We start from the raw sequence: 12,256 nt of genomic DNA, 5'->3' as shown, positions 1-12,256 counted from the left end.
CCGGGGTGTTCCGGGACCGTTACCCATGCCGTCCCGGATAGCAAGAGGCACTAAATACCCAATCGGGCACTAGATCGTTGCGTTACGGAAAAATCCCGAATTTGTGGGGTTCATGCGCCTTGACGTGCTTTTCGGGGTGACGAAGACTTCCCTCGACTTCGCGTGATCCACTCCGGGCTGACCCCCCTCCCCGGAAAGGCACGCCAGATGGAGGAAACTCGATGAGTAGCTCTCCCCGGAGAGCGCGTCGCTATGCCGCCGCGCTCGCACTCCCCCTGGCGATCACTCTGAACGCCCTCCCGGCGCTCGCCGATCCCTCTCCGGATCCGGTCCCGCCCGATCGGGCGTCCAGCACCGCGCAGAACGGCGTCGCGCTGATGCGCGTCGTCGTCGCCGACCAGTCGGGCGTGGACAGGCTGCTCGCCCTGGGCGTCGACCTGGCCGAATACAACAAGCCCGTCGACGGCGGCATCGAGGTGCACGCCGTGCTCAGCCCCGAGGAGGCGCGGAGTCTGCGCGACCAGGGCTTCGACGTCCGCGACGCCATCTCCGACCAGAGCGACTACACCGCGAACCTGGCAGAACGGCGGCAGGCCCTCGCCACCGCGTCGGCCGACGCGGCGGAGACCGACACGCTGACCCCGCTGCGCGCCGAGTGGTTCACCAGCCTCGACAACCAGCGTTTCCTGTCGGTGGAGGTGAAGACGAGCGCGACCGACGCCCAGACCGTGCTCACCGCCACCTGGGACAGCGGCCCCGGCACGGCCCCCGACTCCGGCGGCTCGACGACGATGTCCCGCTTCACCGACGCGGGGCAGTACATGTACCACCGGTTCAACTCGCCGCTGCCGATCACGGAGACCCCCACCCAGGTCACGATCACCAGCAGCCGGGGCGGCTCGGTCACCGTGCCGGTCACCAAGTGGCTGGGCGAGCCGCGTAAGGCGCCGAGCAAGCACTACGTGCAGGACTTCGTCGACCACTACATGGACCCCACCGAGGTCACCGGCCGGATCGTCGCGCTGGCCAAGCAGTTCCCGAACATCTCGGAGATCGTCGACCTCCCGAACAAGACGAACGGCTACCGCCGCCAGGCGCAGGCGCAGTTCGGCACGGGCTCGGGAAGCGCCCTGGCGAGCACGTTCTACGTGACGTCGAAGGCGTACGGCAGCGAGGGCGGCAACGACGTCAGCGTGGCGCTGGCGAACCCCGGGACCGCCTCGGCGCCGCTCTCCGTCGCCGTCAACGGCAAGGACGTCGTGGTGAACCTGGCCACTGACGCCTCCGGCGCGGTCACCAGCACGGCCACCCAGGTGGTCGCCGCGCTCAACGGCGACTCCGCCGCTTCGGCGCTGCTGACCGCCGCCCTCTACCGGACCAGCACGGGCGCCGGTGTGGTGGCGGCGGCCCCGGCGACGAAGCTGACCGACAACCTCAAGGCGCCGGCGACCGTCTCGCGTCAGCCGTTCCAGATGAAGGCGCTGCGCATCGGCAAGAGCCGGGACGGCTCGAAGACCGGTGTGTTCCTCTACTGCCAGGAGCACGCCCGCGAGTGGGTGACCTCGCTGACCTGTGTGGAGACCGCCGAGCGGCTGCTGCGCAACTACGCGCTCGACGCGGACACCAAGAAGCTGGTGAACAACCTCGACATCTTCATCGTGCCGACGATGAACCCCGACGGCGCCCACTACTCGATGTACGACTACAACATGCAGCGCAGGAACATGGTCAACTACTGCGCTGCCGACGGGTCGGACCCCGGGCGGCGCAACTCCTGGGGCGTCGACCTCAACCGCAACTTCTCGGTGGGCAGCGTCTACGACGGATACAACGGCGGCTCGACCACCTGCACCGGCGACACCTACGCCGGGCCGTCGGAGCTGTCGGAGCCGGAGACCCGCAACGAGGTGTGGCTCACGGAGAAGTTCCCGAACATCAAGTTCGCGATGAACACCCACTCCTACGGCGGCTACTTCATGTGGCCTCCGGGGGCGTACAAGACCGCCGGGCGGGAGACGCTGCCGCGGCCGGACCTGGGCACGGAGGAGTACTTCTGGAACGCCTCCACCCACATCCTGTCGGCCGTGCAGGGCTGGCGCGGCACGGCCATCTGGCCGGGGCGCACCGGCCCGGTGATCGACGTGCTCTACTCGGCGGCCGGCAACAGCGCCGACGAGTTCTGGTACAACAAGGGCATCATCGGCTGGGACTTCGAGGTCGGCGCCGACGTCTACGACCCGGCGACCAACAGGTACAACGCGGTCGGCTTCCAGCCCCCGTTCGATGAGGGCCACGAGGAGGCGATGGAGTTCTCCAACGGCCAGATCGGCATCCTCGAAGTCGCCCAGATGTACCAGAAGGACAAGCAGAGGCCCGAGTCGAAGCTCGTGGTGACCGACAGGACCGACACCTCGGCCACGTTCACCTTCAGCGTGGACGAGCCGGCGAACGTCTACTACACCCTCGACGGCAGCCGGCCGACGCTGAGCTCGCCCAAGCTGACCTCGTCGGGCATGCGTGAGGGCGCCGCGAAGATCACGGTCGACAAGACCACCGAGGTGCACTGGTTCGCCATGGACCTCGCGGGCAACGTCGAGAAGAACTACAAGCCGGACGGCAACGGCAAGAACTACAACAACGAGACCGTCACGGTCGACAAGGCTCCTGTGGTGCCGCTGACCGTGACCGCCTCGTCCCGCTGCACGGGCACCTTGGCGTACGTCGCCGTGACGGCCGTCAACGCCGGTGACGTGCCGGCGACCGTGGAGCTGAACACCGCGTTCGGCAAGAAGACCGTGGCCGACGTCGCTCCGGGCAAGCAGGCCTACCAGTCCTTCAACACCCGCGCCCCCCAGATCGACGCCGGCACGGTCACCGTGAAGGCGACCGCCACGATCGGTGGCAAGCAGGTCATCTCGTCCTACGACGCCGCCCACGGCGCGTCCAGCTGCGGCTGAGCCGCATACACCGCCGTAGCACAACCCGGGGCCGGCCGGCCGACCAGCCGGCCGGCCCCGCCCCCCATAGATGGAGCGATTCCCATGAGAATGACCACCCGGATACTCGCCGCGTCGGTGCTCGGCCTGGCCCTCGCCGGCGCGGCCACCCCCGCCATGGCCGACGACGACCCCGCCACCGGCGGCGTGGATGTGTCGGTGAACATCCAGCCCACCACCACCCCCGGCCAGCTGTCGATGACCGTGGCCGACAACAACGGGGTGTCCCTGGAGGAGAACGGCTCCGACGCCGCCGCCCGCCAGTTCACCGGCACCCTGCCCACCGTCACCGTCACCGACACCCGCACCCCCGAGGAGATCCCCGCCGGCGAGTACTGGGCCGTCGTCGGCCAGGCCAGCCAGTTCGTCGCCGCCGACGACCCGGCCAAGACCATCGGCCCCGAATACCTCGGCTGGAAGCCGCACCTGATCAGCGACTCCTCCACCGGCGCGGTCGCCGCCGGTGAGCCGGTCTCCAGTGTCGTCTCCGACGGCACCGGAGCCCCCGAGGTGGGCCTGAAGGGCCAGGAACTGCTGGTCTCCTCCGCCGACTCCGCCGACGAGATCGGCACCTCGCAGGTCAACGCCGACCTCGCCCTGCGCACCCCCGCCGACGTCGCCGCCGGCGAATACCACTCCACCATCACCCTGTCGCTGTTCAACCAGTCCTGACCCGGCGGTTCCCCGCCGAACCAGCACCGTCCAGGACGAGGTGACACAGGGTTAGGAAATCCTGACGTAGCGGATTGTTGACCGGGCGGTCAATCAGGCAGACCGTCAGGTTACAGGTCACCTCTCCCCGTACGGAGGCACGGATGGATCTCACGAGATCGTTGTCCGACGTCGTCGCCCTCGTCGCCGGGCTGGTCGCGGTGCTCGCACCGTTCTTCTGGGCCGACGCCCAGGCGGCCACGCAGCCACTGCTCGTCCTCGGCGCCCTGCTCGTCGTCTCCGCCCTGTGGTCCATTCTGGGCGCGGGCGGCGCCAGCTCCTGGGTGACCGCGGCGTTCGGCGCCCTGCTGTTCGTCTCCCCCTGGGCGTTCGGCTTCGACGGCGACTCCGCCTCGGCGTGGACCGCCTGGATCACCGGCGCGGTCACCGTCGTCGTCGGCCTGCTGACCGTCCTGCAGGTGCGCGGCCGCACGACCGTCACCGCCTGACCCTCACCGCCCGACCCTCACCCGCCCACCCTCGCGTACGGCCTCGCCGCCTCCGTCGCCCTCCCGGCGACCGGCGGCGGGGCCGTACGCCTTTCCGGCACCCGGCGAGGGAGTCGGCGCGTGGGCGACAGCAGCGGTGGCAGGGGCGGTGGCTACGGGGGCTGGGCACGGGGCCTCACCTGCACAGGGACCAGAGTCGCGCTTATCACTCCATAGGCGATATGTCGCCCCTTGACTTTGGCGCGATCTCCACTCAATCTGTTGCGTATAGCGCTTCCTGTTCCACCAGACGAAACTGGGAAACCCTCGCATGATTCCTGCGTGCCCCCTCGCCGCCCTGCCCCGGGGTGAGGCCCTCCGAGTCGAGACAGATCCCCCGATCGCCGTCTTCCACACAGAGGACGGTGAACTGTACGCGGTGGACGACACCTGCACGCACCAGGACGCGTCGCTGGCGGACGGGTGGCTGGAAGGGTGCGAGGTGGAGTGCCCCCTGCACGCGTCGCGCTTCGACCTGCGCACGGGCCGGGTGGACGCTCCTCCCGCGAAGCTGCCGGTGCGCACCCACCAGGTGGTGGTCCAGGACGAGACCGTCTACATCGTGCCCTCGGACCTGCCGCCGAACCTCCCGCCCGGCGTCCGCACCGGTTCGGCCTGAGACACCGTGAGGGTGCCGTGAAATCCGTCGCTATCGTCGGCGCGTCGCTCGCCGGGCTGTCGACGGCCCGCGCGCTGCGGGCCCAGGGCTTCGGCGGGCGCCTGACGATCGTCGGGGCCGAGCCGCACCGCCCCTACGACCGGCCCCCGCTGTCCAAGGAGTTCCTCGCCGGGCAGATGACGACGGCGGACCTCGCCCTGGAGGGCGACGGCGAGGACCTCGACGCCGACTGGCGCCTGGGCGTCGCCGCCACCCGGCTGGAACAGGGCGGGTCGCTGCGGATCGCGCTGGCCGACGGCTCCGCGGTCGAGGCGGACGGCGTGGTGATCGCCACCGGCGCGGTCGCCCGCACCCTCGGCGGCGATCTCGCCGGGGTGCACACGCTGCGCACGATCGAGGACGCGGCGGCCCTGCGGGCCGATCTCGACGCCGCCCGGCGGCTCGTGGTGATCGGGGCGGGCTTCATCGGCGCGGAGGTCGCCTGCGTCGCGCGCACACTCGGGCTCGACGTGACGATCGTCGAGGCGGCGCCCGCGCCGTTCGCCCGCGCGCTCGGGCCCGAGATGGGCGCCGCGCTCGCCGGGCTGCACCAGGACCACGGGGTGCGCCTGATCTGCGGCGCCGCCGTACGCGACCTGACGGGCGAAGGCCGCGTCGACGGCGTGCTCCTTGAGGACGGACGCCGCCTGGACGCCGACGTGGTGCTCGTCGGCATCGGCGCGCGGCCGGTGGTGGAGTGGCTCGACGGCAGCGGGGTGCAGGTCGGCGACGGCGTCGTCTGCGACACCGGCGGCGCGACGAGCGTGCCGGGAGTCGTCGCGGTCGGCGACTGCGCCGCCTGGTTCGACCCCGCTCTCGGCGCCCACCTTCGCGTGGAGCACTGGACCGGTGCGGCGCGGCGTCCCGCGACGGCCGCGCGGACGCTGCTGTCCGGCGGCGCCGCCGTGCCGGACACCCTCGCGCCGCCCTACCTGTGGTCCGACCAGTACGGCATGCGGGTGCAGTTCGCCGGGCACACGCTGCCGGGAGACGAGGTGAGCGTCGAGGAGGGCGACCTCGCGTCCCGCCGCTTCCTCGCCGTCTACCGCCGGGAGGGCCGCACGGTCGCGGTGCTCGGCGTCGACCAGCCGCGTTCGTTCACCCGGTGGCGGCGCCGCGTGAACGAGCCCGCCGGGGCGCGATGAGCGCCGCCGTGTCCCACCGGGGACGTCTTCGCGGCACCGGATCCGCCCGCATCGGGTCGGCTGACACCGGGTCCACCGACACCGGGTCCACCGACACTGGGCGTGCGGCGATCCGGATCATCCGGCGTGGCCGAGACGGTGGCTGATGTCCGCGGCGCCCGCGACGAGCACGGGCGCGAGCTCGTGCATGCGCTCCTCGCTGAACCGGTAGGCCGGGCCGGAGGCGCTGACGGCGGCCACCACCTCGCCCTCGTGGGAGCGGATGGGCGCGGCGATGGCGTTCAGCCCGATCTCGTACTCCTCCACGGTGACCGCGTAGCCCCGACGCAGCGCCTCGTCGAGCTGCCGTCGCAGCTCGTCGGCGTCGGTCACCGTCGCCGGGGTGAAGCGCTCCAGCCCGGCGGCGGTGATGAGCCGTTCGCGGCGCCGCTCGTCGAGGTGGGCGAGCAGGACCTTGCCGCTCGACGTGGCGTGCAGGGGGGTGGGCTGGCCCACCCAGTTGTGCGCGGTCACGGCCGCCTGGCCGCGCACCTGGTCGAGGTTGATGGCGAAATGGGACCGCGCGACGGCGATGTTGACGGTCTCCCCGATCTCCTCGGCGAGCCTCCGGCACACCGGGCGGCTCTGCTGGACGAGGTCGAGCCGCGCGGCCACCCCCGCGGCGAGCCGGACGACGCCGAAGCCGAGGCGATACTTGCCGCGGTCCTCGGCCTGCTCCGCCAGGCCGCGCGCTTCGAGGGCGCCGAGAAGCCGGAACGCGGTGGACTTGTGCACGCCGATCTCCGCGGCGACCTCGCTCACGCCGGCCTCGCCGCGCCGGCTGAGGATCTCCAGGATCGTGACGGCCCGGTCCACCGACTGGACGCCGCCGCTCCCCTCGGACCGCGCGGCGGCTTCGTCGGTCCCCGCGAGATCGGGGTCCGGCGCGTGACGTTGCGAATGCTGCACTCTATTGCGCATATCAATATCATCCTGCCCGGGAGGCGGACATGTATGACTTTGTCATCGTCGGTGGTGGATCAGCGGGGAGCGCGCTCGCGAACCGGCTCTCGGCCGACCCCTCGAACCGGGTGCTCGTGCTGGAGGCGGGCCGTCCCGACTACCTGTGGGACGTGTTCATCCACATGCCGGCCGCGCTGATGTTCCCCATCGGCAGCCGGTTCTACGACTGGAAGTACGAGTCCGAGCCCGAGCCGCACATGAACGGCCGGCGGATCTACCACGCCCGTGGGAAGGTGCTCGGCGGGTCGAGCAGCATCAACGGGATGATCTTCCAGCGCGGCAACCCCATGGACTACGAGCGCTGGGGCACCGATCCGGGCATGGAGACCTGGGACTTCGCGCACTGCCTGCCGTACTTCAAGCGCATGGAGACCTGTCTGGCCGCCGACGCGTCGGACCCGATGCGCGGGCACGACGGGCCGCTGGTGCTGGAGCGCGGCCCGGCGAAGAACCCGCTGTTCACGGCCTTCTTCGACGCCGTGCAGCAGGCGGGCTACCCGCTGACCGACGACGTGAACGGCTACCGCCAGGAGGGCTTCGCGCCGTTCGACCGCAACCTGCGCCGCGGGCGCCGCCTGTCGGCCGCGCGCGCCTACCTCCACCCCGTGATGGACCGCCCGAACCTCACGGTCAAGACCCGGGCGTTCGTCACGAAGATCCTGTTCGAGGGCAAGCGCGCGGTCGGCGTCGAGTTCGACGGCAAGCGGGTGCGGGCCGGGGAGGTCATCCTCTGCGGCGGCGCGATCAACTCCCCGCAGCTCCTGCAGCTGTCCGGCGTGGGCGACGCCGACCACCTGAAGGCGCACGGTGTGGACGTGGTCCACGACCTGCCCGGCGTCGGCGAGAACCTCCAGGACCACCTGGAGGTCTACATCCAGTACGCCTGCAAGCAGCCGGTCTCGATGCAGCCCGCCATGAAGTGGATCAACCGGCCGATGGTCGGCGCCCAGTGGCTGTTCCTGCGCAAGGGTCCCGGCGCGACCAACCACTTCGAGGCCGGCGGCTTCGTACGCGGCAACGAGGACGTCGACTACCCCAACCTGATGTTCCACTTCCTGCCCGTCGCCGTGCGGTACGACGGCAGCGCTCCGGCCGGCGGGCACGGCTACCAGGTGCACATCGGGCCGATGTACTCCGACGCCCGCGGCTCGGTGAAGATCAAGAGCGCGGACCCCCGGGTGAAGCCCGCGCTGCGCTTCAACTACCTGTCCACCGAGCAGGACCGCCGCGAGTGGGTCGAGGCCGTACGCGTGGCCCGCGGCATCCTCAACCAGCCGGCCATGGACGCGTTCAACGCCGGCGAGCTGTCCCCCGGCCGGGAGGTCGAGACCGACGAGCAGATCCTCGACTGGGTGGCGAAGGACGGCGAGACCGCACTGCACCCCTCCTGCACGGCGAAGATGGGCGTGGACGAGATGTCCGTGGTCGACCCGCTGACCATGGGGGTGCACGGCCTGGAGGGCCTGCGGGTCGTGGACGCCTCGGTCATGCCGTACGTCACGAACGGCAACATCTACGCGCCCGTGATGATGGTCGCGGAGAAGGCGGCCGACCTGATCCTCGGTAACACTCCCCTGGCCCCCGAGCCGGTGGAGTTCTACCGGCACAGGAAGGACGCCTGACATGAAGGACCTGCACATCGGCGGGCAGTGGCGCGACGCGGCCGAGGGCGGCCGGCGCGAGATCCACTGCCCGGCCGACGGACAGCACGTGGCCACCGTCGCGGAGGCCGGCCGCGCCGACACCGAGGCGGCGATCGCGGCGGCCAGGCAGGCGTTCGACGAGGGTCCGTGGCCGCGCACGCCGGAGCGGGAGCGCGGGGCGCTGCTGCTGCGCGTGGCCGGTCTGCTCGAGCGCGACAAGGCCGAGATCGCGCGGGCGGAGTCGCTGGACACCGGCAAACGCCTGGTGGAGAGCGAGTACGACGTCGACGACGTGATCGGGTGTTTCCGCTACTTCGGCGGGATCGCGGGCACCGACGCCGGACGGGTGGTCGACACCGGGCGGACCGACGCGATCAGCCGGGTGGTGTACGAACCGGTCGGGGTCTGCGGCCTGATCACGCCGTGGAACTACCCGCTGCTGCAGACCTCCTGGAAGGTGGCGCCCGCGCTGGCGGCGGGCAACACCTTCGTGCTCAAGCCGAGCGAGCTGACGCCGTCCACCGCGATCCTGCTGATGCGGCTGCTTGAGGAGGCGGGTCTGCCGCCCGGCGTGGCCAACCTGGTGCTCGGGGCCGGCGCGGAGGCGGGCGCGCCGCTGGCCGAGCATCCGGACGTCGACATGGTCTCGTTCACCGGCGGCCTGACGACCGGGCGCCGGATCATGGCCTCGGCCGCGCAGACGGTCAAGCGCGTCGCTCTGGAGCTGGGCGGCAAGAACCCCAACATCGTGTTCGCCGACGCGGACTTCGACACCGCGGTCGACTTCGCCGTGACCGCCGTGTTCCTGCACTCGGGGCAGGTCTGCTCCGCCGGCGCCCGGCTGCTGGTGGAGGACTCCGTCCACGAGGAGTTCGTCGACGCCGTGGTGCGCCGGGCCGAGCGGATCAGGCTGGGCGGGCCGTTCGACCCCGAGGCCGAGACCGGCCCGCTGATCTCGGCCGGGCATCTGGCCAAGGTCGAGGCGTACGTCGAGGCGGGGATCGCCGAGGGCGCGACGCTGCGCTGCGGCGGGCGGCGCCTGGAGGGCGCGGGCTACTTCTTCCCGCCGACCGTGCTGGACGGCTGCCACCGCGGTATGCGGGTCGTGCGGGAGGAGTCGTTCGGGCCGGTGCTGACGGTGGAGCGGTTCTCCGGTGAGGACGAGGCCGTCGCGCTGGGCAACGACACCGACTACGGGCTGGCCGGGGCGGTGTGGACGACGGACGCGGGCAAGGCGCAGCGGGTGGCCGGCCGGCTGCGGCACGGCACCGTGTGGATCAACGACTACCACCCCTACGTGCCGCAGGCGGAGTGGGGCGGGTTCAAGCAGTCCGGCGTCGGCCGGGAGCTCGGTCCGACCGGGCTCAACGAATATCGCGAGATCAAGCACATCTGGCAGAACACCGATCCCCGCCCCCAGCACTGGTTCCGCCCCTGAGTCAGTCGCCTCGCCCGTGCGCGGCGAGGAACTCCTCGATGCGGCCGTCCATCTCGGGCGGCGCCGCGAGGGGAAGGGTGTGATGGGTGGCCCCGGGCAGCACGGCCGTCTCCACGCGCGGCAGGAGCGCCGCGGCGGAGGCGGCCACCCGGCCGATGTCGTGCGCCCTGCTGCGCTCGGCCAGGAGAAGCAGCACCGGGAGCCGCAGCGCCCGCAGCGCCTCCGGGGCGGGGCGCGGACCGGTCAGGGGCCGGGCGGCGGGGAAGGCGGCGGCGCGGTCGTAGAGGCGCAGCCACGTCTCGTCCAGCGCCGCCTGCCCCGTCTCCCAGCCGAGGAACGCGCGGCGTCGGCGTACGGTCGGGCGCAGCAGCATCGGCAGGGCGCGCAGCAGATAGCGGCGGGAGAAACCGGTGAAGCAGTTCGTCGGGTCGGCCAGGACCAGGGCCCTCACCCTCGCGGGCGCGTGCGCCGCGTAGTGCAGGGCGCTCCATCCTCCGTAGGAATGGCCGCACAGAGACACCGCCGGGGACACTTTTGAGGCGGCGAGCCCGTCGAGCACGGCGTCGAGCCAGGCCATCTGGTCGCTCAGCGTCCGGATCGCCCGATCGCCGGCGACGCTGCGTCCCGCGTCCCCGACGGTGTCGACCGCGTGCACCCGGTAGGCCGTGCCGAGCGCCCGCGCCGTGCCGGACCAGACGGTCGAGGTGGTCCCGCCGCCGTGCAGGAGCACCACCGGCGGCGCGTCCGCGGGGCCGACGGAGTTGACGTGGGTCGTGCCGTAGGGCGTGCGGATCTCTACCGACTCGGTGGAGGCGGGCCAGCGCGTCGCCAGGACGGCGTCGTAGGCCGCGAGAAACCCGTCGTCGATGGTCGTCAAGACGCCTCCAGAATGCCTCGCTGAGCGATAATCTCGTTCAGCGAGATAATAGGAGGTTTCATGATGACGCGCGGGCACGAGGGCCCGGAGATGGAGATCTTCCACCTGCTGCGGGCGGTCACGGTGGAGTACGGCCTGCGGCAGGCGGAGTTCGCGGCCGGGCACGGCATGCACGCCACCGACGTGCGGGCGCTCATCTGCCTGCTGGACGCGGAGCGGGCCGGGATCGACGCCACCGCCGGTTTCCTCGGCTCCGGGCTGGGCCTGAACTCGGCGGGCACCACGGGGGTCGTCGACCGGCTCGAACGGCTCGGCCTGGTCAGCCGGGTCCGTGACGTCAAGGACCGGCGCCGGGTCCTGCTGCGAGTCGAGGACCGCGCCAAGGAACTGGGGTGGAGCTACTTCGGCCCGCTCATCGACGCGGCGGTCACGGTCCTGTCCGGATTCGACGAGCGGGAGACCGCCGCCGTGCGGCTCTTCCTCACCACGACGCTGGACGCATTGACGGCACAGGACCGATGAGCCGATGCGGGGAGCATGCTGGAGGCATGGACGTGTCCGTGCGCTTCGCACCCGAGCTGTGGATCTTCCTCGCGCCGCGCAACCGTCGGCCCGAGGTGGTCGTGCCGTACGACGGGACGTCCTCGCTCGGCCACCTGATCGAGTCGGCGGGCGTGCCGCTGACCGAGATCGGCGAGCCGGTCGCCGGAGGCCGCCCGGTCGAGCGGTCGTATCGGCCGGGCCAGGACGAGGTGGTGGAGGTGCCGGCCGTGCCCAGGCCGCAGGCCGTGCCCCACTGCCGGTTCGTCCTCGACGTCCATCTGGGGACGCTGGCGCGTCGGCTGCGCCTGGTCGGCCTGGACACCGCCTACCGCAACGACATGGACGACGACGCCCTGATCGAGCAGGCCGGCGCCGAGGACCGGGTGCTGCTCACGCAGGACCGGGGCATCCTGCGCCGCCGGTCGCTGCGGTTCGGCGCGTACGTGCGGGGCGCGCGGCCGGACGACCAGTTCCTCGACGTGCTCGACCGCTTCCGCCCGCCGCTGGCCCCGTGGACCCGCTGCACGGCCTGCAACGGGCGGCTCGCCCCGGTCGGCAAGGCCGAGGTGGAGGACGCGCTGGAGGCCGGGACCCGGCGCAGCTACGACGAGTTCGCCCACTGCCTCGCCTGCGGCCGGATCTACTGGCGCGGCGCCCACGGCGGGAACCTGGCCGCCGTCGTCGACCGCGCCCTCCACGCCGTCCGTCTCGGGTAGCGGTTGCGTCTCCAGTAGGGGGAGACGCCAGGGTGGGGA

11 protein-coding genes are annotated in these 12,256 nt (G+C 71.6%); 9 read left to right on the top strand and 2 right to left on the bottom strand.

Features of this window, described 5'->3' with window-relative positions:
- The first annotated feature begins 221 nt into the window (after positions 1–221).
- The 5 genes from ACIBK1_RS24275 (at position 222) to ACIBK1_RS24255 (ending at position 5,998) form a co-directional block, all read left to right on the top strand.
- The gene (locus ACIBK1_RS24275) at positions 222–2,957 is read left to right on the top strand and encodes a M14 family metallopeptidase (RefSeq protein ID WP_396737844.1); all 2,736 of its coding nucleotides are present in this window, start codon (positions 222–224) and stop codon (positions 2,955–2,957) included.
- Positions 2,958–3,041: 84 nt separating this feature from the next.
- Positions 3,042–3,668 (top strand): hypothetical protein, encoded by a 627-nt coding sequence (locus ACIBK1_RS24270; protein WP_396737841.1) that lies wholly within the window; start codon positions 3,042–3,044, stop codon positions 3,666–3,668.
- A 143-nt stretch (positions 3,669–3,811) separates the two neighbouring features.
- Positions 3,812–4,156: an SPW repeat domain-containing protein gene (locus ACIBK1_RS24265; RefSeq protein ID WP_030512269.1), complete on the top strand. Its 345-nt coding sequence runs from the start codon at positions 3,812–3,814 to the stop codon at positions 4,154–4,156.
- A gap of 310 nt (positions 4,157–4,466) precedes the next feature.
- Complete coding sequence (locus ACIBK1_RS24260; RefSeq protein ID WP_030512270.1) at positions 4,467–4,814, top strand: bifunctional 3-phenylpropionate/cinnamic acid dioxygenase ferredoxin subunit; 348 nt, start codon at positions 4,467–4,469, stop codon at positions 4,812–4,814.
- Between the two features lie 17 nt (positions 4,815–4,831).
- On the top strand, positions 4,832–5,998 hold the full coding sequence (locus tag ACIBK1_RS24255) for an NAD(P)/FAD-dependent oxidoreductase (RefSeq protein WP_396737838.1): 1,167 nt from the start codon (positions 4,832–4,834) through the stop codon (positions 5,996–5,998).
- Between the two features lie 117 nt (positions 5,999–6,115).
- Here ACIBK1_RS24255 and ACIBK1_RS24250 read toward each other — a convergent pair whose 3' ends face one another.
- Complete coding sequence (locus ACIBK1_RS24250; RefSeq protein WP_396725950.1) at positions 6,116–6,946, bottom strand: IclR family transcriptional regulator; 831 nt, start codon at positions 6,944–6,946, stop codon at positions 6,116–6,118.
- 41 nt (positions 6,947–6,987) lie between these two features.
- Here ACIBK1_RS24250 and betA point away from each other — a divergent pair, with 41 nt between their 5' ends.
- Positions 6,988–8,622, top strand: a complete 1,635-nt coding sequence (gene betA, locus ACIBK1_RS24245) for a choline dehydrogenase (RefSeq protein ID WP_396737835.1) — start codon at positions 6,988–6,990, stop codon at positions 8,620–8,622.
- 1 nt (position 8,623) lies between these two features.
- Positions 8,624–10,081, top strand: a complete 1,458-nt coding sequence (locus ACIBK1_RS24240) for an aldehyde dehydrogenase family protein (RefSeq protein WP_357326609.1) — start codon at positions 8,624–8,626, stop codon at positions 10,079–10,081.
- A 1-nt stretch (position 10,082) separates the two neighbouring features.
- On the opposite strand, the gene ACIBK1_RS24235 is transcribed toward ACIBK1_RS24240, so the two are convergent.
- Positions 10,083–10,958, bottom strand: coding sequence for an alpha/beta fold hydrolase (locus ACIBK1_RS24235; protein ID WP_396737832.1), 876 nt, complete (start codon positions 10,956–10,958; stop codon positions 10,083–10,085).
- A gap of 60 nt (positions 10,959–11,018) precedes the next feature.
- Here ACIBK1_RS24235 and ACIBK1_RS24230 point away from each other — a divergent pair, with 60 nt between their 5' ends.
- Together ACIBK1_RS24230 and ACIBK1_RS24225 are read left to right on the top strand one after the other, a co-directional pair.
- Positions 11,019–11,480, top strand: coding sequence for a MarR family transcriptional regulator (locus ACIBK1_RS24230; protein ID WP_030512276.1), 462 nt, complete (start codon positions 11,019–11,021; stop codon positions 11,478–11,480).
- Between the two features lie 26 nt (positions 11,481–11,506).
- Positions 11,507–12,217: a Mut7-C RNAse domain-containing protein gene (locus ACIBK1_RS24225; protein ID WP_396737828.1), complete on the top strand. Its 711-nt coding sequence runs from the start codon at positions 11,507–11,509 to the stop codon at positions 12,215–12,217.
- Positions 12,218–12,256: the final 39 nt, after the last annotated feature.

The sequence above is a fragment of the Microbispora rosea genome, from assembly GCF_044460045.1.
GTDB classification, from domain to species: domain Bacteria; phylum Actinomycetota; class Actinomycetes; order Streptosporangiales; family Streptosporangiaceae; genus Microbispora; species Microbispora rosea.
The sequence above is the reverse complement of the archived record's forward strand: the minus strand, read 5'-3'. Positions and strand labels throughout refer to the sequence as shown.

What these genes read in the sequence shown, in the direction of transcription:
- ACIBK1_RS24275 (WP_396737844.1), top strand. Translation starts at nt 222, where the DNA reads ATGAGTAGCTCTCCCCGGAGAGCGCGTCGCTATGCCGCCGCGCTCGCA.
- ACIBK1_RS24270 (WP_396737841.1), top strand. Translation starts at nt 3,042, where the DNA reads ATGAGAATGACCACCCGGATACTCGCCGCGTCGGTGCTCGGCCTGGCC.
- ACIBK1_RS24265 (WP_030512269.1), top strand. Translation starts at nt 3,812, where the DNA reads ATGGATCTCACGAGATCGTTGTCCGACGTCGTCGCCCTCGTCGCCGGG.
- ACIBK1_RS24260 (WP_030512270.1), top strand. Translation starts at nt 4,467, where the DNA reads ATGATTCCTGCGTGCCCCCTCGCCGCCCTGCCCCGGGGTGAGGCCCTC.
- betA (WP_396737835.1), top strand. Translation starts at nt 6,988, where the DNA reads ATGTATGACTTTGTCATCGTCGGTGGTGGATCAGCGGGGAGCGCGCTC.
- ACIBK1_RS24240 (WP_357326609.1), top strand. Translation starts at nt 8,624, where the DNA reads ATGAAGGACCTGCACATCGGCGGGCAGTGGCGCGACGCGGCCGAGGGC.
- ACIBK1_RS24230 (WP_030512276.1), top strand. Translation starts at nt 11,019, where the DNA reads ATGATGACGCGCGGGCACGAGGGCCCGGAGATGGAGATCTTCCACCTG.
- ACIBK1_RS24225 (WP_396737828.1), top strand. Translation starts at nt 11,507, where the DNA reads ATGGACGTGTCCGTGCGCTTCGCACCCGAGCTGTGGATCTTCCTCGCG.